The sequence below is a fragment of the Streptomyces smaragdinus genome, assembly GCF_009604385.1.
GTDB lineage: Bacteria > Actinomycetota > Actinomycetes > Streptomycetales > Streptomycetaceae > Streptomyces > Streptomyces smaragdinus.
Genome location: NZ_WEGJ01000008.1, coordinates 1 through 23,514, shown reverse-complemented (window position 1 = coordinate 23,514; position 23,514 = coordinate 1). Strand labels below are relative to the sequence as shown.

The following is a 23,514-nucleotide window of genomic DNA, read 5'->3' as shown; positions in this document are numbered from 1 at the left end:
CCCTTCGCGTACGCGTCTCAGCGGTCGACGATGCGGTCCGGGGCCGTCGTCGTGTGGCGGAGCTGGGCGGGGAGCTCCTCGCCCACCGACGGCGGGGAGACGTCGTCGGGGAGGAAGAGGATACAGACCTGCATGTGCGGGGGCTCCGCGAACCAGCGCTGCTTGCCCTGCCAGAGGTACGGGGAGAGGTTGCGGTTGACCGTGGCCAGGCCCGCGCGGGCGACGCCCTTGGCGCGCGGCATCACGCCGTGCATCGCCTTGGGGGACTCCAGGCCCACGCCGTTCGACGTACCGCCCGCGACGACGACCAGATGGCCGTCGCCGACCGCCTTCTGCTGGCGGTAGCCGAAGCGGTCGCCCTTGGAGACCCGGGTGACGTCCAGCACCGTACCCCGGTACTCCGTCGCCTCGTGGTCGCCGAGCCACAGCCGGGTGCCGATCCGGGCGCGGAAGCGGGTCTGCGGGAACTGCTGCTGCAGCCGCGCCAGCTCGTCCGCCGACACATGGCTGACGAACACCGTGTGCAGCGGCAGCCGCGCGGAACGCAGCCGGTCCATCCAGGTGATGACCTCCTCCACCGCGTTCACCGAGTCCAGCGGCAGATGTATGGCGAAGCCCTCGAACCGGACGTCGTCCAGCATCGCGTGCAGCTTCGGCAGGTCCTCCACCGTGACCCCGTGCCGCCGCATCGACGACATCACCTCGACCACCACCCGGGCCCCGACCAGCCGCGCGATCCCGTCGATGGAGGCGACGGTGCGGATCACCCGGGTCGGCAGCGGCACCGGCTCCTCGGTCGTCTGGTACGGGGTGAGGACCATCAGGTCCCGGCCGAAGTAGTCCTTCGTACGGGCCGCCTCGTAGACGGTGCCCACCGCGAGGATGTCCGCGCCGAAGCGCGTGGCCTCGTCGGCGAGGCGCTCGTGCCCGAAGCCGTAGCCGTTGCCCTTGCAGACCGGCACCAGGCCGGGGAACTGCTGGAGCACGGAGTGCTGGTGGTTGCGCCAGCGCGCGGTGTCGACGTAGAGCGTGAGCGCCATCGGGGAGGCCCTGGACCTTTCGTCAGCGGCGGGACATGTAGATGTCGAGTGCCTTGTGGAGAAGCTTATTGAGGGGGAAGTCCCACTCGCCCAGGTATTCGACGGCCTCGCCGCCCGTTCCCACCTTGAACTGGATCAGGCCGAAGAGGTGGTCCTCCTCGTGCAGGGCGTCGCCGATACCGCGCAGGTCGTACACCGAGGCGCCCTCGGCGAGCGCGTCGCGCATCATCGCCCACTGGATGGCGTTGGACGGGCGCACCTCGCGGCCCACGTTGTCGGAGGCGCCGTACGAGTACCAGACGTGGCCGCCGACGCGCAGCATCGTCGTCGCGGCCAGGTTCACCCCGTTGTGCCGGGCGAAGTACAGCCGCATCCGGTTCGGGTCCTCGGCGTTCAGGGCCTTCCACTGGCGCTCGAAGTACGCCTGGGGACGGGGGCGGAAGTGGTCGCGTACCGCCGTGATCTCGTACAGCCGCTGCCACTCGCCGAAGTCCGAGAGATCGCCGCGGACGATCTGCACGCCCGCCTTCTCGGCCTTCTTGACGTTGCGCCGCCAGAGCTGGTTGAAGCCCTTGAGCAGGTCCGCCTCGCTGCGTCCGGCCAGCGGCACCTGGAAGACGTACCGCGGCTGGAAGTCGCCGAAGCCCGCGCCGGCCTCCTGGTCCTGCTGCCAGCCCATCCGGCGCAGCCGCTCCGCCACCTCGAACGCGCGGGGCTCGATGACGTCGGCCTCTATGTCGCGCAGCCGCTTGACGTCGGGGGCGGCGATGCCCTTCTTGATGGACTCCGCGTGCCAGCGGCGGATCACCACCGGCGGGCCCATCTTCACCGTGAAGGCGCCCTGCTGCTTCAGATGCGCGAGCATCGGCCGCAGCCAGCTCTCCAGATTCGGGTCGAACCAGTTCAGGACCGGGCCCTCCGGCAGATACGCCAGATAGCGCTTGACCTTCGGCAGCTGCCGGTACAGCACCAGCCCCGCGCCCACCTGGTACCCCTCGGCGTCGAACCAGCCGAGGCTCTCCGAGCGCCACTCGGCCTTCACGTCCGCCCATGCCGGGACCTGGCAGTGACTGGCCGACGGCAGGCTCTGGATGTACGCCAGATGCTGCTCGCGGCTGATGGTCCGCAGGGTCAGGCTCATGGGGGCGCTCCTAGATGGACTGCGAGGCTTGAGACGGAAGCCTACTGCGGTCCGTGGCGCCCCACCGGGGCGGGCCGAGACCCGCCCCGGGCGCGTTTGCCCTGCGTACGGTCAGCCGGTCACCGGCCGGCTCAGCCGATCACACCGCCCCAGAGCCCGCCGTGCGCCATCCCCAGGAGGAAGCCCAGACCGGCCGCGCCCAGGCCCAGGACCAGGAACACCCGCTCCCGGGTCGTCACGGAGATCATCTGGCCCCATCCGCCGGTGACGATGCCCGCCAGGCCCGCCCACGAGGAGAGCAGGTGCAGGGAGTGGAAGAACGCCGTGACCAGCGCCAGCACACCCAGCACCAGGGTCACGCCGACCAGCACGTCGACCGTGGTGTGGGGCTTGCCGTCGCCGGCGAAGAGACCGATGTTCCGCTGCCGCGGTGCTGCCTGTGTCATGGGGCACCTCCGTACGGTTCCCTACGGGTGTCGGGCCCTGCCCGCCGCGGTGGCGGGCGGTGACCCGGCTCACATCCGTTGTGTACAGATTGCAGCGAATGATGCCCGGATTTCAACCGGAAGGCCCCCGGCAGGTAGTCTGGACCGCTGCACCGGTGTGTGCCCTGGCCGGACCTTCCCTGTGGATAACTCTCGGGGATTGTCGGTGCCGGGCGATACCGTTGCGACGCAGAGAGAAACCCTCCTGCCACGGAAAGACCGTGGCCGCTGAGTCCAGAGGAGGTGGGTACTACATGCGTCACTACGAGGTGATGGTCATCCTCGACCCCGATCTCGAGGAGCGAGCAGTCTCCCCGCTGATCGAGTCCTTCCTGTCCGTTGTCCGTGAGGGCAAGGGCAAGGTGGAGAAGGTCGACACCTGGGGCCGTCGTCGTCTCTCCTACGAGATCAAGAAGAAGCCCGAGGGCATCTACTCGGTCATCGACCTGCAGGCCGAGCCTGCGGTCGTCAAGGAGCTCGACCGTCAGATGAACCTGAACGAGTCGGTCCTCCGGACCAAGGTCCTGCGTCCCGACACCCACTGAGGTAGTCGGGCCGACGGGCACGAGTAGCTGCGACACAAGTTCATCGCTACATCCGTCGGGGCGGTCCCTGTGGGGCCTCCCGACCCGCCCCTACCGGCCCAGCAGCCGTCAAGCACACGCGAGAGGTCTTCACACATGGCAGGCGAGACCGTCATCACAGTCGTCGGGAACCTGACCGATGACCCCGAGCTGCGCTTCACCCCCTCCGGTGCGGCCGTCGCGAACTTCACGATCGCGTCGACCCCCCGCACCTTCGACCGCCAGACCAACGAGTGGAAGGACGGCGACGCGCTGTTCCTCCGCGCGTCGATCTGGCGCCAGGCCGCGGAGAACGTGGCCGAGTCGCTGACCCGCGGTATGCGGGTCGTGGCGCAGGGGCGGCTGCGGCAGCGTTCGTACGAGACGAACAACGGTGAGAAGCGCACCGTCGTCGAGCTCGAGGTCGACGAGATCGGCCCGTCGCTGCGCTACGCCTCGGCCAAGGTCACCAAGACACAGGGCCGCGGCGGACAGGGCGGCGGCTTCGGCGGTCCCCAGCAGGGCGGCGGGCAGCAGTCCGGCGGCCAGCAGGGCGGCAACTGGGGCGGCAACCCCGGTGGCGGCCAGCAGGGCGGCGGCAGCGACCCCTGGGCGTCTGGCGGGCAGCAGTCCGGCGGCCAGCAGGGCGGCGGCAGCTGGGGCGGGAACTCCGGCGGTGGCGGCTACTCGGACGAGCCCCCCTTCTGAGCGGGGCTCACACCACAGAAAACTTCTTGATCCAGATGGAGAACGACAATGGCTAAGCCGCCTCCGCGCAAGCCTAAGAAGAAGGTCTGCGCTTTCTGCAAGGACAAGGTCACGTACGTCGACTACAAGGACACGAACCTGCTGCGGAAGTTCATTTCCGACCGCGGCAAGATCCGTGCCCGTCGGGTGACCGGCAACTGCACCCAGCACCAGCGCGATGTCGCCACGGCCGTGAAGAACAGCCGTGAGATGGCGCTGCTGCCTTACACCTCGACCGCTCGCTGATTGGGAGGGTGACGACAGCATGAAGATCATCCTCACTCACGAGGTCAGCGGCCTCGGTGGCCCCGGCGACGTCGTCGAGGTCAAGGACGGTTACGCCCGCAACTACCTGGTCCCGCGTGGTCTCGCGATCCGCTGGACCCGGGGCGGCGAGAAGGACGTCGAGCAGATCCGCCGCGGCCGCAAGCTGCGCGAGATCGCGTCGGTCGAGCAGGCCAACGTGGTCAAGGCGGAGCTCGAGGGCGTCAAGGTGCGGCTGAAGGGGCGCGCCGGCGACGCCGGGCGTCTGTTCGGTGCGGTCACCGCGGCGGACATCGCTTCGGCGATCAAGGCCGCCGGCGGGCCGGACGTCGACAAGCGCCGGATCGAGGTCGCCACCCCGATCAAGACGCTGGGGTCGCACGCGGTGTCCGTGCGACTGCACCCCGAGGTGTCCGCCAAGGTCAACCTCGAGGTCCAGTCCGCGTAACGCCTCGCGTTCGTAAGAGGGCCACCCCCTGCGGGGTGGCCCTCTTCGCGCTCTCGGGCGCCCCGTACCTAGGCGACGGATGAGTAGCTGAGCGCATGCTCAGGAACCCGGTGCCGGGCCAGGCTGACCCCATGAGCAGCTTCCTGCGGCAGTGGACCCTACGCACGGTCAGCTTCGCGCTGACCGCCCTCTACCGGGCGTACCGGGCCCACCCGGCCGTATGGCGCCTGATGGCCCGCAACTACCACCCCTGGATGAGCCGCTTCGCGAAGCTCCACGCCTGGATGACCTGCCAGTTCGCCGCCCTCGACGTCCCCGCGTACCGCACCCACCTGGCGAAGAACGGCTGGCGCTTCCGGTGGTTCCGGCTCGAGTCCTACCCGGCGACCGACAAGGAGGGGTACGTCAAGGCGTACCAGGAGCACGAACGCTGCTGGAAGGGCGAGATCGAGATCGCCGGCAGCGTCGTCGACGAATCCTCCGGCTCCAGCGGCACCCCGTACAACTGGATCCGCTCCAAGCGCGAACTGGACACCGTCCACCGCAACGTCGCCGGCTACGCCACCCTCGTCTTCCCCTCCAGGCGCCTCTTCGTCGTCAACGCCTACAGCATGGGCGCCTGGGCCACCGGCACCAACACCGGCATCGCCATGGCGCGCATCGCCACCGTCAAGAACACCGGCCCCGACCTCGAGAAGATCGTCGACACGCTGCGCCACTTCGGCCCGCGCTACGACTACCTCGTCACGGCCTACCCGCCCTTCCTCAAGCACCTGCGCGACCGCCTCGCCGGCGAGGAGTGGTTCACGGGATACCGCCTGGCCGGCATGGTCGGCGGCGAAGGCATGACCGAGGCCCTGCGGGACTATGTGGGGGACGTGTTCGGCAAGGTCCGCTCCGGCTACGGCGCCTCCGACCTCACCATCGGCATGGGCGGCGAGACCACCTTCACCGTCTGGCTGCGCCGCCTCATGCGCGACGACCCCGAGGCCCGGGCCGCCCTCCTCGGACCCGGCGAGAGCCGCCTGCCCATGGTCTTCCAGTACAACCCCCTGGAGACCTACCTGGAGACCACCGACCGCGGCGAACTGCTCTGCACCATCAACTCCACCGCCGTCATGGCCCCCAAACTCCGCTACAACATCGGCGACGAGGCCAGGCTGACCGCGTTCCCCGACATCTGGGAAACCCTCACCGACCTCGCCGCCACCCGCCCCGGCCTCCTCGTCGCCGCCGAACGCGCCGCCCGCCGCGAACGCATGCGGCTGCCCCTGCTGTTCCTGTACGGCCGCGCCGACTCGACCGTCTCGTACATGGGCGCCAACATCTACCCGCAGGACGTCGAGTACGGCCTCTACACCGGCAACCCCCACGCCGAGCACATCGAGAGCTTCCGCCTCGCCCTCGCCGACGGCCTCGACGCCCGCCCCGTCGTCCACGTCCAGCTCCGCGACGGCGCCGACGTCGACACCGCCGCCCTCGCCGAGGTCTGCCGCACCGGCGTCCTCACCCATCTCGCGTCCGCCAGCCGCGACTTCGCGCAGTCCCTCACCGAGGACGACTCCGCCGCCGAGCTGACCGTACGCGTCCATCCGTACCGGACCGGGCCGTTCACCGGCCACACCGCGATCAAGAACATCTACCTGATGGACGAGACGAGGGCCGCCTGATGCGCAGCACCGACTTCACCCGCACCCCCGCCCCCGGCCAGGCCGGCGCGCTGTTCGTCGGACTCACCCACTACACCGGCCTGTGGACCCTCATCACCCTCGCCCCCCGCTGGCGCCGGCTGCTGCGCGAGATGAAACGCCACCGCGGCTACGTCTGGCACAAGCTCTACTGGCGCACCCCCCTGCAGATCGGCACCATGGCCTTCTTCACCGACGCCGACGCCCTCAACAAGTTCGCCCGCGGCCGCGCCCACCACGACCTCATGTGCTGGCTCACCGACGACGGCACCCGCCGGGCCCGCGCCGGATTCGTCCGCATCTACACCGCGAGCCCCCACGGCTACACCAACGGCGCCTGGCGCGCCGAGGACGGCAGCCTCGGCCACATCGACACCTTCGCCCCCCTCAGCACCGAACGCGCCCCCAAGCCCGTACGCCACCGGACCGGCCGATGACCACCGCACCCGTCACCGACCGCCGCGCCCTGCGCGACTTCACGGACCTGCCCCTGCGCCTGCACCCCCGCGACCGCTACGTCCCGCTGCTGCGCGAGCAGATCACGACGTGGTACGAGACCGGCGCCACCGAGCTCCACCTCGCGTACGACGCGGCCGGGCGCCCCGCCGGACGGATCTGCCTGCACCGCGACGCCGCGTTCGACGCCAAACGGGGGGTACGCCAGCAGCTGTTCGGACTCACCGAGTTCACCGACGCCGACGTCGCCGGCGAGCTGTTCGCCCTGGCCGCCCGTACCGGCCACGACACCGACCGCCTCTTCGGCCCCGTCGCCCTCCTCCCCAACGAGACCGGCGGCGTCATCACCTCCGGCTTCGAACACCGCGGCTTCACCGACTCCGCCTGGAACCCCGGCCACTACCCCGCCGCCTACCGGCAGCACGGCTTTTGCCCCGCCTTCCCCGCCGACACCTGGATCTGCGACAGCATCCGCACCGTCGACCCCGACACCGCCTACCGCTTCGACGACACCCGCATCGCCGCCGAGGGCCTGCGCATCCACCACGGCAGCCGGCGCCGCCTCGACGCCCAGCTGCCGCTGCTGCGCGCCATGCTCAACGCCTCCTTCGAACAGCTCGGCTACTACACCGAGATCTCCGCCGAGAAGCTCGCCGCCCAGACCGACGGCCTCGCCCACCTCCTCGACGAACGGCTGCTGCTCTTCCTCGCCCGGGACTCCCGGCCGGTCGCGTTCGTCCTCGCGCTGCCCGACATCTCGTACTTCCTCATGCGCCACGGCGGCCGCATGGCCCTCCCCCAGCAGCTGCGCCTCCTCGCCACCCGCCGCCGCTACCGCCGCGAGGCCGTCCTCATCGTGAAAGGCACCGTCCCCGGCGAGCAGGGCAAGGGCTATCTCACCCTCCTGTCGCGCGAACTCACCCGCAACCTGCGCACCGCCGGCTACCACACCCTGCGCTCCACCTACGTCGAACACGACAACCCCGCCAGCGCCGCCTCGTACCGGCGCATCGGCGGACGCCCCCTGCACGGACACACCTTCTACGAGCGGAACCTGCGATGACCCCCGCCGCCACCGAGGACCGGACCCGCGAACTCCTCGCCCTCGAGGACCACATCCGCCGCGCCCCCAGCGCGCACAACACGCAGCCGTGGACCCTGCGCCCCGGCTCCGGCGGCGGGGCGGTCGTCGGCTGGGACCCCGCGCGGGAGCTGCCCGCCGGGGACCCCACACGGCGGGACCTGTACCTCTCCCTCGGCGCGTTCGTGGAGACCGCCCTCGTCGTCGCCGCCGACGCCGGGATCCCGCTGCGGGCGGAGGTACGCGTCGACGCTGGGCGCCACATCGCGGCGCGACTGCTTCCCGCCGACCGGCCGTACGAAACCCCGTACACCACCCGCACCGTCGAAGCCCGCACCACCCACCGCGGCGCCTACGCCCCCGGCCGCCTCAGCACCCGCACCCTCGACCGCCTCGCCGACGGCCTCACCCACACCGGGCTCATGGAACTCGCCGCCCGCGAACTGCGCCGCCACACCACCCGCGCCGACACCTGGCTCTGGCGCACCCCCGCCGTCGTCCGCGAACTCACCCGCTGGCTGCGCCTGGGCCGCCGCCCCGCCCCCGACGGCCTCACCGCCGCCGCCCTCGGCCTCACCCGCCCCCAGGCCCTCGGCCTGCGCACCGCCCTCGCCGCGTACGGGCCGCTGCGCCGCCTGGGCCTGCCCGCACTCCTCGCCCGCGGCCAGGGGGACATCCCCGACCACGACGGCAGCGTCCTCGTCCTCACCGGCCGGCCCGGCACCCCCGAGGACATGATCGACGCCGGGCGGGACCTGGTGCGGATGTGGTACGCCCTCACCGACCTGGGCCTCGCCGTCCACCCCCTCAGCCAGCTCATCGACTGCCCGCACACCGCCGCCGCCCTCACCCGCCGCGTCGGCGCCCGCCCCCTCGCCGTCCTGCGCGCCGGCCGCCCCGCCGGCCCCGTCCACCGCTCCGCCCGCATCCCCGTCGACCGGCCCGCCCTCAGGCCCGTACGGCACCCGTCACCAGCCACCGCCCCGACCGCGCCCTGAGCCCCACCGTCACCGCCCGCAGCGCCAGCATCAGCCCCATTGCCCACCACAGCGCCGTCAGCCCGCCCCCCAGCACCGGCACGGCGAACGCCACCGGCGCGTACACCGCCAGCGTCGCCACCATCGCCCACGCCAGATACGGCCCGTCCCCCGCGCCCATCAGCACCCCGTCCAGCACGAACACCACCCCCGCGACCGGCTCCGTCAGCGCCACCACCACCAGCGCCGGCAGCAGCCGGTCCTGCACCGCGGCGTCCGACGTGAACAACGGCAGGATCAGCGGCCGCGCCACCACCACCCCCGCTCCCAGCACGACACCGGCGGCCACCCCCCACTGCACCATCCGCCGGCACGCCTGCCGCGCGCGCTCGGTGTCACCGGCCCCCAGATACCGCCCGATGATCGCCTGACCCGCGATCGCGATCGCGTCCAGCGCGAACGCCAGCAGCGACCAGATCCCCAGCACCACCTGATGCGCCGCGATCTCCTCGTCGCCCAGCCGCGTCGCCACCGCCGTCGCGATCAGCAGCACCGCCCGCAGCGCCAGCGTCCGGATCAGCAGCGGCACCCCCGCCCGCCCCGACGCCCGTATCCCCGCGAGATCCGGCCGCAGCGGCGCCCCGTGCCGCCGCGCCCCGCGCACCACCACCGCCAGATAGACCAGCGCCATCCCCCACTGCGCGATCACCGTGCCCCACGCCGACCCGGCGATGCCCAGGCCGGCCCCGTACACCAGCGCCACGTTCAGCCCGGCGTTCACCGCGAAACCGGCCACCGCCACGTACAGCGGGGTGCGGGTGTCCTGCAGACCGCGCAGGACGCCCGTCGCGGCGAACACCACCAGCATCGCCGGGATGCCCAGCGCGCTGATCCGCAGATACGTCACCGCGTGCGGCGCCGCGCTCGCCGACGCCCCGAAGGCGTCCACCAGCGCCGGCGCGGCCAAAGCGGTCGCCGCGACCAGTACCGCCCCGATGCCGGCGGCCAGCCAGATGCCGTCGACGCCCTGGCGGATCGCGGCCGGGAGGTCCCCGGCGCCGACCCGGCGGGCCACGGCGGCGGTCGTCGCGTACGCGAGGAAGACGAAGACGCTGACGGCGGTCATCAGCAGCGAGGCGGCCACCCCGAGGCCGGCGAGCTCCGGCGTCCCCAGATGGCCGACGATGGCGCTGTCGGCGAGCACGAACAGCGGCTCCGCGACCAGCGACCCGAAGGCGGGCAGGGCGAGCGCGACGATCTCGCGGTCGTGGCGGCGGCGGGTGCGGCGGTCCGGGCGGCTGCGCGGGGAGGACGCGGGTGCGTGATGCATACAGCCAATCTAATCTTCCACAGGTAATGGATCCTAGTCTCTGTGGGGTATTACACGTGGGCGGGCGCCGGGGCGTGCCGGGCGGGGGGTCGGCGTGACTTTCCGCCAGACGGGCAACTTTTTCTCCTCCACCGGCGGTGGATGGAGAAGATGCAGGTCAGGTGGGTGGTTGAGTGAGGGGAGTCAGCTTGTTCACAGTACTGTCCACCGAGCCGTCCCCAGCTTCCGGCCCTCTTTCCACAGGAAGCCCTCTTTCGTCCACAGCACCCTGTGGATAACCGAATTGGGGTGGGGTCGCGGAGCGCCTATCGTGGAGCGCCCGGTCGTCGTCGTCCGGCACTCCGGTCCCTTCCGGCGCAGGGGCCCGGGATTGTCAGACCCGTGCCGTAGTAATGGGAGTTGTACCCGGTGCGGTGTGCCGGGTGCGGGGTCCCGAAGGACTTGTGAGGAGGGGCGGAGATGACGGATTACGTGGGCGAGCGGCCCGCCGGGCCTTCCGGTGACCGGCTGCCCTTCTCGCGCCGGCCCCGCAACGGGGAGCAGCACGACCGCGGCCCCGAGGACGACGCCTTCGCCGGCGGCGGCCCGTCCGGGTTCGAGCGGGTGCCGCCGCAGGATCTGGACGCGGAGCAGTCGGTGCTCGGCGGCATGATGCTGTCGAAGGACGCCATCGCCGATGTGGTGGAGGTCCTCAAGGGCCCCGACTTCTACCGCCCGGCGCACGAGACGATCTACCGGGCGATCCTCGACCTGTACGCGAAGGGCGAGCCGGCCGACCCCATCACGGTGGCGGCCGAGCTGGTCAAGCGCGGCGAGATCGGCCGGGTGGGCGGCGCCCCGTATCTGCACGGCCTGGTCCAGACGGTCCCCACCGCGGCGAACGCGGAGTACTACGCGGAGATCGTGCACGAGCGGGCGGTGCTGCGCCGGCTGGTCGAGGCGGGCACGCGGATCACCCAGATGGGATACGCGGCGGACGGCGACGTCGACGAGATCGTGAACTCCGCGCAGGCGGAGATCTACGCCGTGACGGAGCAGCGGACGTCGGAGGACTATCTGCCGCTGGGCGACATCATGGAGGGCGCCCTCGACGAGATCGAGGCGATCGGCTCGCGCAGCGGGCAGATGTCGGGTGTGCCGACGGGGTTCACGGATCTGGACTCGCTGACGAACGGGCTGCATCCGGGGCAGATGATCGTGATCGCGGCGCGGCCTGCCATGGGGAAAAGCACACTAGCGCTCGATTTTGCGCGCGCTTGTTCGATCAAGAACAATCTGCCGAGTGTCATCTTCTCGCTGGAGATGGGGCGCAACGAGATCGCCATGCGGCTGCTGTCGGCGGAGGCGCGGGTGGCGTTGCACCACATGCGGTCCGGGACGATGACGGACGAGGACTGGACGCGGCTGGCGCGGCGGATGCCGGATGTGACGGGGGCGCCGCTGTACATCGACGATTCGCCGAACCTGTCGATGATGGAGATCCGGGCGAAGTGCCGGCGGCTGAAGCAGCGCAGTGATCTGCAGTTGGTGGTCATCGACTATCTGCAGCTGATGCAGTCGGGCGGGGCGCGCCGACCCGAGTCGCGTCAGCAGGAGGTGTCGGAGATGTCCCGTAATCTCAAGCTGCTGGCGAAGGAGCTCGAGGTGCCGGTGATCGCGCTGTCGCAGCTGAACCGTGGTCCGGAGCAGCGGACGGACAAGAAGCCGATGGTGTCGGATCTTCGTGAGTCGGGCTCCATCGAGCAGGATGCCGACATGGTGATCCTGCTGCACCGTGAGGACGCGTACGAGAAGGAGTCGCCGCGCGCCGGTGAGGCGGATCTGATCGTGGCCAAGCACCGTAACGGTCCGACGGCGACGATCACGGTGGCGTTCCAGGGGCATTACTCGCGGTTCCAGGACATGGCGCAGACCTGACGGGTCCGTCAGCCGAGGGCGCGGAGTCTGGTGCCGTTGTTCCAGGCCTCCAGCAGGCCGCGGTGGACGGCCGTCACCTCGTGGCGGGCTGAGAGCAGCAGGGCCTCGCGGGTGAAGGGGCAGGTGGCGACGTAGAGGGCCGCGTCCGCCCGGTGGTCGAGCCCGGCCGTGCCGATGAACTTCTGGACGTCGCCGCTGCCGATGGTGGTGGCGGCGGTGCGGCCCTCGCACCGGACGACGAGGCGGCGGCCGGAGGGGGTGTAGCCGATGATGTCGGCGCCCCGGTCGCCGTGACCGCTTGTGACCGTGATCTGCTCGCAGCCGTCGCGGCGGCAGAGCCGGGCGATGTGTTGCTCGAACTCGGCGGGGGTCATGGCGTCGAGCGCGGCGAGGGTGCCGGCGGCCTCCCGTTCGCGGTCGGTGCGGCCGGTGTGGGTGAGGGCGTCCTCGATGCGGGTGTCGATCCATTCGGCCAGGCTGTGGATGAAGTTGTCCACAGGGCGGCCGGGGGTGGACTCCGCTCGGTCGAGGAGGTGGGTGCGTACGTGACGTGCGACGACGCTGTCGCGGAGGAGCATGGCGACGTTGAGGACGGTGCGGCGGGTGAAGAGGGCGATGCTGTTCACACGGGGGGAGACGGCACAGACCTTCTTGAAGGAGGTCAGTGATGCACCTGCCAAAACCTGGTAGCCGTTCGATTCGAGTTCGTCGCGGTGGTCGAGGACGAGGGATTCGAGCGTCTTGAGCCCGATGCCGAAGTAGTCGGCCACCATCTTGGTCGTGACATGCAGTCCGTCGGGGAGCAGGACGAGGGCCTTGACCTTGTCCAGTGCCTCGGTCCGGCCGGCCACCTCCGTGCGCAGGGCGCGGGAGGCGAGGAGTGATTCGTGGTCCATGTCGGTGTCCTTCCCGGTGCGGGCGGTTGCCCTTACAGGGAGTAACGACGTAGATCGTATGAAGGCACGATCGATACTGCGGCGGTCGTCCCGGTGCGGTCCGGGTGGAGGCGCTGGGGGAGGATCTTGGCATGAGCGATGTGGTGCTGATGTCCGATCCGCGGGTGGCCGCCGTTCCCGTGGAGGAGTGCGGTGAGCCGCTGGTGGATCTGCGGGTCGACGGGCGGTTGCTGCTCGACGGGCGCAAGGAGGTGGATTCCGGGGGTGCTCAGCTGTGGCTGCGGCGGGGGGTGCTGGAGCGGCTGGTCGAGGCGCAGGGGACGCTGCCGGACGGGCTGCGGCTGCTGTTCGTCGAGGGGTATCGGCCGCCGGCGCTGCAGCGGCGGTATTTCGAGGGGTACGCGCGGGAGTTGCGTGAGGCGCGGCCCGAGTGGTCGGCGGAGGAGGTGCGTACGGCCGCGAGCCGGTATGTGTCGCCGCCGGAGATCGCCCCGCACAGTGCGGGGGCGGCGGTCGATCTGACGCTGGCGGACGGGGACGGGCGGGAGCTGGATCTGGGGACGCGGATGAACGCGAATCCGGAGGAGAGCGCGGGCGCGTGCTACACGGCGGCGGCGAACATCTCCGCGGAGGCGGCCGCGAACCGGGCGGTGCTGGGTGCGGCGCTGGTGGGGGCGGGGCTGGTGAACTATCCGACGGAGTGGTGGCACTGGTCGTACGGCGACCGCTACTGGGCGCTGGGGACGGGTGCGGCGGCGGCCTGTTACGGGCCGGTGGAGCTCGAGGGGTGTTAGCGGAGGGCGTCCTCGAGTTCCTTGCGGAGGCGGAGTTTGCTGCGGGCGCCGACGAGCTGGGTGAGGGGTTCGCCGTCGCGGAAGAGGATGAGGGTCGGCATCGACAGGACGTGGTAGGCGGCCTGGGTGCGGGGGTTGGTGTCGACGTCGAGGGTGACGATGCGCAGCCGGTCCGTCTCCTCCTCGGCGAGGGATTCGAGGACGGGGGCGATCATGCGGCAGGGCGGGCACCAGGCGGCGGTGAAGTCGACGAGGACGGGGAGCGGGGAGGCCAGGACCTCGGTGGTGAAGGTGTCGTCGGTGACGGCGGGGACGTGGCTCATCTTTCCTCCTGGGGGGTCAGTTCGCAGCGGGGGCCGGTGTCGGTCGGGGGGAGGCCGGAGGCCTGGGTGAGGCGGTCGGCGATTTCGGCGCGGACGGTGGTGAGGCGGCCGATCAGGGTGTCGAGTTCGGCGAGTTTGCGGCGGTAGACGTCCAGGGAGGCGGGGCAGTCGTCGCTTTCGTCGTGGCCGGAGCGCAGGCATTCGACGAAGGGGCGGGTCTCCTCCAGTTCGAATCCGTAGTCCTGCAGCTGGCGGATCTCCCGCAGCAGGCGCAGGTCGTCCTCGTCGTACGCGCGGTGGCCCTGCGCGGTGCGGCGTGCGGGCAGCAGGCCGCGCGCCTCGTAGTACCTCAGTGCGCGGGTGGTGGTGCCCGCCCGGTCCGCCAGTTCTCCGATCCGCATGCCGTCGACGGTACGGCTTGACGTCGGGGTCAAGGCCAGGGGTTTATCCGGTGTGCGGGCGTCCGGTGGGGTGGTTGGATGCGGCGGTGATCTCCGAGGAGGGTGCGACGGTGCTGGTTGAGGCGATAGAGGCGTATTACGACGCGGTGCCGCGGGCGGCTGCCCGGGTGGAGGAGTTCGGTGCGCTGCGGCTGTTCGTGCGGGAGGGGGCCGGGTTCCCGTATTACGCGCGGCCGGGGTCGGGGGCGGCGGGGGACGTGTCGGACGTGGTGAAGGTGCGGGCGCGGCAGCGGGAGCTGGGGGTGCCGGAGGCGTTCGAGTGGGTGGCGGAGGTGACGCCGTGGCTGCGGGCGGCGGTGGAGGGGGCGGGGCTGGCGGTGTCCGAGCATCCGCTGCTGGTGCTGGCGGGGGAGCCGGCGGCCGAGGTCGCGGTGCCGGATGTGGAGGTGCGGCTGCTGGCGGCGGATGATCCGGCGCTGGGGCTTGCGCTGGCGGTGACGCATGTGGCGTTCGGGGCCGAGGGGACGGCGGAGGAGATCGCGGTGCGGCTCGCGGGGGACGGGACGGTGGCCGTGAACACCGGGGCGATCGGGGCGGGGCGGAAGGTCGTCGCGGCGGCGGTGGACCCTGCGGGGCGGGTGCTGTGTGCGGGGAGCTGTATGCCTGTGGGTGGGGTCGCGGAGATCGCGGGGGTCGGGACGCTGCCCGGGGCGCGGCGGCGGGGGCTGGCTTACGCGGTGACGCGGGCGCTGGCTGTGGCGGCTCGGGGGCGGGGGGTGTCGACGGTGTTTCTGTCGGCGGAGGACGAGTCCGTGGCGCGGATCTACCGGCGGCTGGGCTTCGTACGGCAGGCCACGGCGCTGATCGCGGAGGGGTGAGCGGGGGCGGGTGTCGGGTGTGGGCGGGGGATGCGCTTGGATGCTTCGGTGACATTCGGGTACGAAGCAGACCTGCCGCAGATGTTCCTCGACGCCCGCACCCCGCCGGCGGAGCCCCGGGCGTTGCCGCGGGGGGTGTCGGTGCGGATCGTCGGGGCCGGTGATCGGGGGCTGGCGTCGGTGCTGGCGGCGGTGCGGATCGCGTACGGGGACGCGGGGACGGTCGCCTCGCTCGCCGGTGAGCTGACGGCGGACGGGACGGTGGCGGAGACGGCGGAGTCGATCCGCTATGGGCGGCGCATTGTCGCGGGGGCGTTCGGTGCCGGGGGTGAGGCGCTGGCGGGGGCGCACTGCGGGGTGGACGGTGAAGTGCATACGGTGGGCACGCTGTCTCGGGTGCGGCGGGCGGGGCTGGCGTACGAGGTGACGCGGGTGGTGATCGGGGAGGCGCGGGGGCGGGGGCAGCGGGACTTCCGTCTGACGGCGGAGACTCCGGCGGCGGAGCGGCTGTACGCGGCGCTGGGGTTTCGGGCCGCTTCGGTGGCCGGGTGAGGGTCCGGTTAGCCTCATGGTCATGAACAAGCCCATTGAGCTCGTGATTTTCGACTGTGACGGGGTGCTGGTCGACACCGAGCGTCTGGCCGTGCGGATCCAGATCGAGATCGGTGACGAGCTCGGCTGGACGCTCACCGCGGACGAGGTGATCGACCGGTTCGTGGGGAAGTCGGAGTCGTCCATCCACGCGATGATCACCGAGCGGCTGGGCGGGGAGGCCGCCGACCGCTGGCACGAGCGCAACCGTGAGCTGCACCGGGTCGCGATCGACACCGAGCTGACCGCCGTCGAGGGCATCGAGGACGCCCTGGACGCGATCACGCTGCCGACGTGTGTGGCGTCCAGCGGGAGCCACGGCAAGATGAGGCACACGCTGGGCCGGACCGGGCTCTGGGACCGCTTCGAGGGGCGGATATTCTCCGCGACCGAGGTGGCGCGGGGCAAGCCGGCCCCGGACCTGTTCCTGCACGCGGCGCGCTCCATGGGCTTCGCGCCGGAGGTGTGCGTGGTGGTGGAGGACAGCCAGTACGGGGTGCGGGCGGCTCGGGCGGCGGGGATGCGGAGTCTGGGCTTCGCGGGCGGGGTGACGCCGGGCGAGTGGCTGGCCGGGGAGGGTACGGTCGTCTTCCGTTCGATGCGTGAACTTCCGGGGGTTATCGATGCACTTGGCCAGTAACGCGGGGTACGGCGCGGAGGCGGACGACCTCGCCCGCCGTTACGAGGGCCGCGGTGCGGCCGACCTGCATGCCGCCGAGCTGCATCTGTTTCCGGCGGAGCCGTGCCGGGTGCTGGAGATCGGCGCGGGTACGGGCCGGGACGCCGCGTGGCTGGCGGGGCTCGGGCATACGGTGACCGCCACCGAGCCCACCGCCGAGATGCTGGCGCACGCGCGGCGGCTGCACGGCGACAGCGGGGTGGTCTGGCTGCCGGCCGGGCTGCCGGAGCTGCCGGGGGTCGGCGGGGAGTTCGACTTCGTGCTGCTCAGCGCCGTGTGGATGCATCTGGACGCCGGGGAGCGGGCGGCCGGGATGAGGCGGCTGGCCGGGCTGCTGGCGCCGGGCGGGCGGGTGTTCCTGACGCTGCGCCACGGGCCCGTTCCCGAGGGGCGGCGGATGTTCGACGTGTCGGGGGACGAGACGGTCGAGCTGGGCGCCGTCCATGGCCTGGACGCCGTGGAGAACAGCACCGGGCACGCCGACTACAGCGGCCGTCCCGGCGTCAGCTGGACCCGGGTGCTGCTCGCGAGGCCGTCTTGAGGCGGTGCTCCGCCCGGGGCGGCGCTACGCGTAGCGCTCGGCCAGGGCGCGGGCCGTGGCCGCCATACGCTCCCGCAGCTGCGGGGGTGCCAGGACCTCGACCTCCGCGCCCAGCTTGAGCAGCTCCGTCTCGGCGTGGACGAGGCTCTCGATGGGGATGACGGCGCGCCGCCAGCCGTCGTCCTCGTCGTGGCCGGCGTCCACCGCGTCCTGCACCGCCTGCACCGTGAGGTCCGGCAGGCGGGCGCGGCCGGCGGGGGAGATGCGGATCTCGGCCTCGCCCTGCCACAGCCGGGCCTGCAACTCGGCGGTGTGCGACGCCCAGTGGGCGGCCAGATCGAAACCGGGCGGCGGCGTGAACTCCTCGTCCAGCGGCTCCAGGGCCTGGATCTGCCCGATGCGGTAGACGCGGATGCCCGTCCCCGCGCAGGCCACCGCGTACCACCGGCCCGCCTTCAGCACGATGCCGTACGGCTCGAGGCGGCGCTCGACCTCCTCCGGCCTGTACCAGCGCCGGTAGCGCACCCGCACCGCGCGCCGCTGCCACACCGCCGCGGCGAGCGCCGGCAGATACGGCACCTCGTCGGCGTCGCGATACCAGCCCGGGGCGTCGAAGTGGAACCGCTCCCGGATCCGCCCCGCCTGCGCCCGCAGCTCCGCGGGCAGCGCCGCCTCCAGCTTCAGCTCGGCCGCCGCCAGCACCGACCCCAGGCCCAGCTCCGCGGCGGGCCCGGGCAGCCCGGCCAGGAACAGCGCCTCCGCCTCCGGGGCCGTGAGCCCCGTCAGCCGGGTGCGGTAGCCGTCCAGCAGCGCGTACCCGCCGTCGTGCCCTGGCTCCCCGTAGACGGGGACACCGGCGGCGCTCAGCGACTCGACGTCGCGGTACACGGTGCGGACGGACACCTCGAGCTCCGCCGCGAGCTGGGCGGCGGTCATCCGGCCGCGGTTCTGCAGGAGCAGCAGCAGGGTCACCAGACGGGCGGCGCGCATACGGTGACGCTACCGCCGGACACCGACAGCCCGTACCACGGGCCGGGGCACCGCCGCCCGTCCGCTCGCCTGCCCGCCCGTCTGCCCGGCCTTCCCGGCGGCAGAGGCGTGCGGCCTCAGGCCCGTCCGCCCGCGTGCGGCCCCGGGCCCACCAGCCCCCGGGCCCACCCGCCCGCCCGCGTGCCCGGCGACCTCCGCAGGCCCTACACGTCGCGGACCCGCAGCACCACCGCGCCCGCCACCAGCGCCGCTCCCGCGTACGCGGCGAGGACTCCCAGGCCGGGCCAGGGGCCTATCGCCAGCTGGGCGAGATTCTTCGTGGCCTGGACGGACAGCCCTGCCGGCATGGGGGCGTAGCGATCGAGCCGGTGGACCCAGCGGTCGTCGGGGATCACCGTCCGGAGGAGCGGCGCCAGATAGAGCAGCGCCAGGGCCGCGGTGAGGGCGGCGGCGGTGTCGCGCAGGATCGCGGCGAGGCCGAGGCCGATCAGGGCGACCAGGACGAGGACCAGCACCGTGCCGACGGCGGCGCGCAGGGTCGGGCCGTCGGCGAGGGAGGCGGGGGGATAGCCGGCCGCCCTCGTGAAGCCGTTGCCCGGCAGCATCAGCCGTGCCGTCAGCAGCGATATCGCCACCCCGGCCGCCCCCGCCAGGGCCACGACCGCCGCCACCACGACCGCCTTGGCGGCCAGCACCCCCGGCCGGCGGGGCATCGCGGTGAGCGTGGCACGGATCGTGCCCGTGCCGTATTCGCTGCTCAGCGCCAGCGCGCCGAGGACCGCCGCGGCGGCCTGCCCGAGCCAGATCCCGGTGAGGCTGAGCTTCACCGTGTCCTCGTGGCACCCGGCCGGGGTGGGGCAGTGGTCGGTCGACACCCCGGACACCGTCCCCGCGCCCACGATCACCATCAGGGCGATCGCGGTGCCGGCCAGCCACCAGGTGCTGGGCACCGTGCGCAGCTTCGTCCACTCCGCGCGCAGTGCGCGTCCGGCGGCGGTCATACGTCACTCTTCCTCAGCCGCCAGACCGCCAGCGCCAGCAGGGCGGCCGCCCACAGCAGCAGTACCCCGAGTCCGCCGGCGGGCGCCAGCGGATAGCAGGCGTTCTCCGGCATGCAGGGCCGCTCCATCTGCGGGTAGTACATGCCGGAGCGCTGCACGGAGAACGCGGCGACCGGGGTGAGCCGGAACAGCCACTGCGTCGCCCCCAGGGGCAGTGCGCCGCCGAGGATCAGCGGGGCGAGCATCAGCAGGATCACACCGGTGATCGCGCCGGCGCTGTGCCGCAGCACCGCCCCGGCGGCCAGGGCCAGCACGGCGACCAGGGCGAGCATCGCCGAGGTGCCGATCACGGCCCGCAGTCCGGTGCCGTGGGCGAGGGAGTACTCGAGATACACCGGCGGGACGTAGCCGTGGTCCTGCATACGTTGCTGGGCCCAGGCGAAGCCCAGCGCCGTGGCCGGCAGGGCCACCGCGAACGACACCGCCCCGATGACCAGTGCCTTCGCGACGAGGACCCGGCCCCGGCGGGGGGTGGCCGTCAGGGTGGTGCGGATCATGCCACGCCGGTACTCGGAGGTGATGAACAGGGTGCCGAGCGCGGCGAACACCATCAGCGCCACCCAGGAACCGGCCAGGCCCTGTGTGAGATTGTCCCCGCCGACGAACGCGTCGGGGGCGATGTCCCCCGAGCCGGTGACGGTGAACACGCCGCCGGACTCCCGGTCGCTGCCTTTGAGGTCCTCTATCTCCTGCCGCGGCGGGAGCTCCTCCCTGTTCTCCTGCTCGTCGAGGGGCCGGTCGTCGGGCCGGTCGGGCACCTTGGGCAGGCTGAGCTCGCCGATGGGCTCTCCCGTCCAGGCGTCGGACGCGGCGCCGTTGAGCGTGACATGGTCGAAGACCCCGGTGGCCTTGCTGGGGCCGACGCCCTCCGAGAGGGTGCCGAACGAGCGCTCCACCGTGTAGCGGTCGGACGAGGCGACGAACAGGCCGACCTCCGCGGTGCGCGGCAGTCCGGCCACGGTGACCGTGCCGACCTTCGTCCAGTCGCTGCCGTCCGCCGATTCGTAGCCCGTGAAGCCGGTGCCCTTGCGGACGAGCTTCAGCCAGCGGTTCTTCGGGGCGGCGTCGCTGCCGGCCAGGTCCTCGGTGTAGTTGTGCTGCAGCCGCACCCCGTGTCCGGGGGTGACCATCAGGGCCGCGTAGCGCGAGCCCTGCTTCGTGCCGTCCTTGATCAGGACGCCGGCCTTGGCCCAGGCGACGATGCCGTGGTCCTCGTCGCCGGGGACCGTCGATTCGCGTTCGCCGCTGCCGCCGGAGCCGTCCGCCATCGACACGACGCGGGCGACGATCTCGCCGTCGCCGGTCAACGGCTGGTGCACGAACCGGAACCGGTCCTGGACCGCGCCCCCGCCGGGGCCGGCCAGCGCGTCCGGCGCCTGGTTGTTTCCCGGGCCCGAGTTCGAGGCGAGCATCGTCAGCGTGACCGACACCAGCGCCGCCGCGGCGAGTCCGATCAGCCAGCGCCGCACCGAGCGGAACTTCGTCAGCTCGGCCCGCAGCAGCTGAAGGAAGCCGTCCCTGCCCGGCGGCAAGGACGAGCGGTAAGGAGTCGGGGTGGGCGGGGTCTCGGTCCTCACAGCTCCCCCGTTTCCACGGGCTCGGGCCCGGTCGCCGCGAACTCCACGGAGTCCCGGGTGAGCTCCATGTACGCCTCCTCCAGCGTCGCGCGGTGTTCGCGCACCTCCGAGAACGGCACCCCGGCCGTGCCCAGCACCGCCGTGATCCGCTCGGCCCGCATGCCGGTCACCGTCAGAGAGTCCCGGCCGTCGGCCGCGACCTGCGCGCCCTCCCGGGCCAGCACGCCCATCGCGTCCGTACGGGCTGTGGTCCGCAGGGCGACGCGGTCGCCGGAGGCGGCGGACAGCAGCTCCGCCACACTCGTGTCGGCGATGAGCCGGCCGCGGCCGATCACCACCAGATGGTCCGCGCTGTCCTCCAGCTCGCTCATCAGATGGCTGGAGATCAGCACCGCCCGGCCCTCGCGCGCCAGGGTGCGCACGAACCCGCGGATCCAGCGGATGCCCTCGGTGTCCAGCCCGTTGACCGGCTCGTCGAACATCAGCACAGGTGGATCGCCCAGCAGCGCGGCGGCGATCCCCAGGCGCTGCCGCATGCCCAGCGAATAGCCCCCGGCCCGGCGGCGGGCCGCCGACTCCAGCCCCACCTGGCCGATCACCTCGTCGACCCGGCGGCGCGGTATGCCGTGCGAGCGGGCCAGCCACAGCAGATGGTCCCGGCCGCGGCGGCTGGGATGCACCGCGGCCGCGTCCAGCAGCGCCCCCACCTCCCGCAGCGGCGTGCGCAGCTGCGCGTAGCGTCTCCCGCCGATCAGTGCCTGGCCCCCGTCGGGGGTGTCCAGTCCCAGGATCGAGCGCATCGTCGTCGATTTCCCCGCCCCATTGGGCCCTACGAAGCCGGTGACCTGCCCCGGCTCCACGGTGAACGACAGCCCGTCCACCGCCACGGTCCTGCCGAACTGCTTGCGCAGCTCGCGCACTTCGATGGTTGCCTCCATGTCTCAGACACTAGGGAGCCGGGCCAGTCCGGGTCGTCACCTGCCGGAGCCGTCTTCGGCACCCCTGGCACGAGGGACCCGAGGCTCGTTCGTCCCCCGTGCGAGGGACGACAGAACTGCTGACCAGGGGGACGCGCCGGGCCCCGGGATCCCGGGACAATGGCCGCATGACACAGGGGAGCAGCGGCCGTTCGGCGGTCGCACGAGGGGTGGACACCGGTCTGGACAGGCCGGTGCTTCTCGCGGTGCCGCTCGCCCTGTTCGCGGTCGTCGAGGTCATGGCCCGCGGCGCCGGGCCCGGGACGGACTTCGTGTACGGGGTGCTGCTGGCGCTGGGGACGACGCTGCCGCTGCTTCTACTCCGCGGCCAGGTACTGGTGGCGGCCACGACCGTCACCGTCGCCTGTCTGACGTCGATGCAGTCGGACCCGATGGTGCTGACCGTCGCCGGGTTCGCGGCCCAGCTGATCGTGCTGTACGGGCTGGGGCTGTCCGCCGGCCGCCCGCTGGCCCTGCTGCTGATCCTGCCCTATCTGGTGTTCGCGCTGGCGGACACGTCGGAGGCGGCCAGGAGATACGCCGTGCTCATAGCCGTGGGCAGCGCGGGTCTGGCAGCCACGGGCAGCGACCGGCGGGCCCGGACGAACGCCGCGGCGCTGACCGCCACCGAGCAGATCATGGCCGACACGCTGGTGGAGCACGCGGCGCGGGGGGAGCGCGCGCGCATCGCCCGCGAGCTGCACGATGTCGTCGCCCACCACATCTCGATGATCGCCGTGCAGGCGGAGACGGCCCGGCTCACCACCCCCGGCATGCCCGACGCCGGCGCCAAACGGCTGCTGGACATCGGGGACACGGCCCGTGCCGCGCTCACCGAGATGCGCCGGCTCCTCGGCGTGCTCCGCGAGGACTCCGGGGTCAGGGCCCCCCAGCGCCGCCCCCAGCCGGGCCTCACCCAGCTCAACGAACTGCTGGACGAGGCCCGGGACGCCTCCGGGACCTTCGCCCGGCTGATCGTCAGCGGACAGGTCGCCCCGCTCGACCCCGGGATCGAGCTCACGGCGTACCGCATCGTCCAGGAGGCGCTCACCAACATCCGCCGGCACGCTCGCGGCGCCGCGGTCGACGTGGAGCTGCACTACGCGGACGACGTCCTGCGGCTGCGGATCCGGGACAACGGCCCCGGACCGCCGGCCAGTCCCTCGTCCCCCGGCCACGGGCTGCGCGGAATGCGGGAGCGGGCGCTCACCGTCGGCGGGGAGCTGCGCACCGGACCCGCGCCGGGCGGCGGGTTCCTCGTCGAGGCCACGCTGCCGATCCCCCAGGAGGAGGGCACATGACCCGTATCGTCATCGCCGACGACCACCAGGTGGTCCGCACCGGCTTCGCGGGCCTCCTGGGCACCCAGCCGGACTTCACGGTGGTCGGCCTCGCCTCCGACGGCGCCGAGGCCGTCCGCGTCTGCGCCCGGGAGCGGCCGGACGTGGTGCTGATGGACGTCCGGATGCCCGGCATGGACGGCATCGAGGCCACCACGCGGCTCGTCGGGAAAGGGACGGCGAAGGGGAGCGGGAGCGGGAAGGGGGAGGGGGCGGGCGCGGTCTCGCGGTACTGGGAGCGGGTGCTGGCCGAGACCGCCGCCCGCGGGCGTCTCGCCGGGTTTTTCGTCGACTCGCTGACCGGGAGCGGGAGTGCCCTGGACACGAGC

At 72.2% G+C, this 23,514-nt stretch carries 27 protein-coding genes; 16 read left to right on the top strand and 11 right to left on the bottom strand.

Features of this window, described 5'->3' with window-relative positions; all coding sequences use genetic code 11:
• Positions 1–17: 17 nt before the first annotated feature.
• The 3 genes from SRB5_RS13980 to SRB5_RS13970 form a co-directional block, all read right to left on the bottom strand.
• The gene (locus SRB5_RS13980) at positions 18–1,040 is read right to left on the bottom strand and encodes an alanine racemase (protein ID WP_153452282.1); all 1,023 of its coding nucleotides are present in this window, start codon (positions 1,038–1,040) and stop codon (positions 18–20) included.
• Between the two features lie 22 nt (positions 1,041–1,062).
• A complete protein-coding gene (locus tag SRB5_RS13975; RefSeq protein ID WP_153452281.1) occupies positions 1,063–2,181 on the bottom strand; it encodes a lipid II:glycine glycyltransferase FemX in 1,119 nt (372 codons plus the stop codon).
• 131 nt (positions 2,182–2,312) lie between these two features.
• A complete protein-coding gene (locus SRB5_RS13970; protein ID WP_153452280.1) occupies positions 2,313–2,627 on the bottom strand; it encodes a hypothetical protein in 315 nt (104 codons plus the stop codon).
• Between the two features lie 293 nt (positions 2,628–2,920).
• On the opposite strand from SRB5_RS13970, the gene rpsF reads away from it, so the two are divergent.
• The 8 genes from rpsF (at position 2,921) to SRB5_RS13930 (ending at position 8,911) form a co-directional block, all read left to right on the top strand.
• Positions 2,921–3,211 carry a 30S ribosomal protein S6 gene (gene rpsF, locus SRB5_RS13965; RefSeq protein WP_153452279.1) on the top strand — a complete coding sequence of 97 codons (291 nt, stop codon included), beginning with the start codon at positions 2,921–2,923 and terminating at the stop codon, positions 3,209–3,211.
• Between the two features lie 135 nt (positions 3,212–3,346).
• Entirely contained in the window at positions 3,347–3,937 is a 591-nt protein-coding gene (locus SRB5_RS13960; protein WP_153452278.1) for a single-stranded DNA-binding protein, read from the top strand.
• A 48-nt stretch (positions 3,938–3,985) separates the two neighbouring features.
• The gene (gene rpsR / locus SRB5_RS13955) at positions 3,986–4,222 is read left to right on the top strand and encodes a 30S ribosomal protein S18 (RefSeq protein ID WP_014143881.1); all 237 of its coding nucleotides are present in this window, start codon (positions 3,986–3,988) and stop codon (positions 4,220–4,222) included.
• Between the two features lie 19 nt (positions 4,223–4,241).
• Positions 4,242–4,688 (top strand): 50S ribosomal protein L9, encoded by a 447-nt coding sequence (gene rplI / locus SRB5_RS13950; protein ID WP_153452277.1) that lies wholly within the window; start codon positions 4,242–4,244, stop codon positions 4,686–4,688.
• A 131-nt stretch (positions 4,689–4,819) separates the two neighbouring features.
• Entirely contained in the window at positions 4,820–6,358 is a 1,539-nt protein-coding gene (locus tag SRB5_RS13945) for a phenylacetate--CoA ligase family protein (RefSeq protein WP_153452276.1), read from the top strand.
• The gene (locus tag SRB5_RS13940; protein ID WP_153452275.1) at positions 6,358–6,813 is read left to right on the top strand and encodes a DUF4188 domain-containing protein; all 456 of its coding nucleotides are present in this window, start codon (positions 6,358–6,360) and stop codon (positions 6,811–6,813) included. Before SRB5_RS13945 ends, SRB5_RS13940 begins: the two co-directional genes overlap by 1 nt.
• Positions 6,810–7,895, top strand: a complete 1,086-nt coding sequence (locus tag SRB5_RS13935; RefSeq protein ID WP_153452274.1) for a GNAT family N-acetyltransferase — start codon at positions 6,810–6,812, stop codon at positions 7,893–7,895. Before SRB5_RS13940 ends, SRB5_RS13935 begins: the two co-directional genes overlap by 4 nt.
• A complete protein-coding gene (locus tag SRB5_RS13930) occupies positions 7,892–8,911 on the top strand; it encodes a nitroreductase family protein (RefSeq protein ID WP_153452273.1) in 1,020 nt (339 codons plus the stop codon). Before SRB5_RS13935 ends, SRB5_RS13930 begins: the two co-directional genes overlap by 4 nt.
• On the opposite strand, the gene SRB5_RS13925 is transcribed toward SRB5_RS13930, so the two are convergent.
• A complete protein-coding gene (locus SRB5_RS13925) occupies positions 8,862–10,220 on the bottom strand; it encodes an MATE family efflux transporter (RefSeq protein ID WP_153452272.1) in 1,359 nt (452 codons plus the stop codon). The genes SRB5_RS13930 and SRB5_RS13925 overlap by 50 nt on opposite strands.
• Before the next feature lie 459 nt (positions 10,221–10,679).
• Here SRB5_RS13925 and dnaB point away from each other — a divergent pair, with 459 nt between their 5' ends.
• Complete coding sequence (gene dnaB, locus SRB5_RS13920; protein ID WP_153452271.1) at positions 10,680–12,137, top strand: replicative DNA helicase; 1,458 nt, start codon at positions 10,680–10,682, stop codon at positions 12,135–12,137.
• A gap of 8 nt (positions 12,138–12,145) precedes the next feature.
• On the opposite strand, the gene SRB5_RS13915 is transcribed toward dnaB, so the two are convergent.
• Positions 12,146–13,033, bottom strand: coding sequence for a restriction endonuclease (locus SRB5_RS13915; protein WP_153452270.1), 888 nt, complete (start codon positions 13,031–13,033; stop codon positions 12,146–12,148).
• Positions 13,034–13,164: 131 nt separating this feature from the next.
• On the opposite strand from SRB5_RS13915, the gene SRB5_RS13910 reads away from it, so the two are divergent.
• Positions 13,165–13,827, top strand: coding sequence for a M15 family metallopeptidase (locus tag SRB5_RS13910; RefSeq protein WP_153452269.1), 663 nt, complete (start codon positions 13,165–13,167; stop codon positions 13,825–13,827).
• Here SRB5_RS13910 and trxA read toward each other — a convergent pair.
• Together trxA and SRB5_RS13900 are read right to left on the bottom strand one after the other, a co-directional pair.
• Positions 13,824–14,150 carry a thioredoxin gene (gene trxA / locus SRB5_RS13905; RefSeq protein ID WP_153452268.1) on the bottom strand — a complete coding sequence of 109 codons (327 nt, stop codon included), beginning with the start codon at positions 14,148–14,150 and terminating at the stop codon, positions 13,824–13,826. The genes SRB5_RS13910 and trxA overlap by 4 nt on opposite strands.
• A complete protein-coding gene (locus tag SRB5_RS13900; protein ID WP_153452267.1) occupies positions 14,147–14,551 on the bottom strand; it encodes a MerR family transcriptional regulator in 405 nt (134 codons plus the stop codon). Before SRB5_RS13900 ends, trxA begins: the two co-directional genes overlap by 4 nt.
• Before the next feature lie 86 nt (positions 14,552–14,637).
• Here SRB5_RS13900 and SRB5_RS13895 point away from each other — a divergent pair, with 86 nt between their 5' ends.
• The 4 genes from SRB5_RS13895 to SRB5_RS13880 are packed head-to-tail and all read left to right on the top strand — an operon-like array spanning position 14,638 to position 17,240.
• Positions 14,638–15,429, top strand: coding sequence for a GNAT family N-acetyltransferase (locus SRB5_RS13895; protein ID WP_323377878.1), 792 nt, complete (start codon positions 14,638–14,640; stop codon positions 15,427–15,429).
• Positions 15,430–15,477: 48 nt separating this feature from the next.
• Positions 15,478–15,981, top strand: coding sequence for a GNAT family N-acetyltransferase (locus SRB5_RS13890; protein WP_194292926.1), 504 nt, complete (start codon positions 15,478–15,480; stop codon positions 15,979–15,981).
• 22 nt (positions 15,982–16,003) lie between these two features.
• A complete protein-coding gene (locus tag SRB5_RS13885; protein WP_153452264.1) occupies positions 16,004–16,660 on the top strand; it encodes an HAD family hydrolase in 657 nt (218 codons plus the stop codon).
• The gene (locus SRB5_RS13880) at positions 16,644–17,240 is read left to right on the top strand and encodes a class I SAM-dependent methyltransferase (protein ID WP_153452263.1); all 597 of its coding nucleotides are present in this window, start codon (positions 16,644–16,646) and stop codon (positions 17,238–17,240) included. The genes SRB5_RS13885 and SRB5_RS13880 overlap by 17 nt, the downstream gene beginning before the upstream one ends.
• A 24-nt stretch (positions 17,241–17,264) precedes the next feature.
• Here SRB5_RS13880 and SRB5_RS13875 read toward each other — a convergent pair whose 3' ends face one another.
• The 4 genes from SRB5_RS13875 to SRB5_RS13860 form a co-directional block, all read right to left on the bottom strand.
• Positions 17,265–18,230 carry a helix-turn-helix transcriptional regulator gene (locus tag SRB5_RS13875; protein ID WP_153452262.1) on the bottom strand — a complete coding sequence of 322 codons (966 nt, stop codon included), beginning with the start codon at positions 18,228–18,230 and terminating at the stop codon, positions 17,265–17,267.
• A gap of 203 nt (positions 18,231–18,433) precedes the next feature.
• The gene (locus SRB5_RS13870; protein ID WP_153452261.1) at positions 18,434–19,231 is read right to left on the bottom strand and encodes an ABC transporter permease subunit; all 798 of its coding nucleotides are present in this window, start codon (positions 19,229–19,231) and stop codon (positions 18,434–18,436) included.
• Positions 19,228–20,823 (bottom strand): ABC transporter permease subunit, encoded by a 1,596-nt coding sequence (locus SRB5_RS13865; RefSeq protein WP_153452260.1) that lies wholly within the window; start codon positions 20,821–20,823, stop codon positions 19,228–19,230. Before SRB5_RS13865 ends, SRB5_RS13870 begins: the two co-directional genes overlap by 4 nt.
• A gap of 41 nt (positions 20,824–20,864) precedes the next feature.
• Entirely contained in the window at positions 20,865–21,806 is a 942-nt protein-coding gene (locus tag SRB5_RS13860; protein ID WP_153452259.1) for an ABC transporter ATP-binding protein, read from the bottom strand.
• A gap of 167 nt (positions 21,807–21,973) precedes the next feature.
• On the opposite strand from SRB5_RS13860, the gene SRB5_RS13855 reads away from it, so the two are divergent.
• Positions 21,974–23,146 carry a sensor histidine kinase gene (locus SRB5_RS13855; protein ID WP_153452258.1) on the top strand — a complete coding sequence of 391 codons (1,173 nt, stop codon included), beginning with the start codon at positions 21,974–21,976 and terminating at the stop codon, positions 23,144–23,146.
• A partial coding sequence (locus SRB5_RS13850; protein WP_153452257.1) for a response regulator occupies positions 23,143–23,514 on the top strand: 372 nt, incomplete at its 3' end. The genes SRB5_RS13855 and SRB5_RS13850, both read left to right, overlap by 4 nt.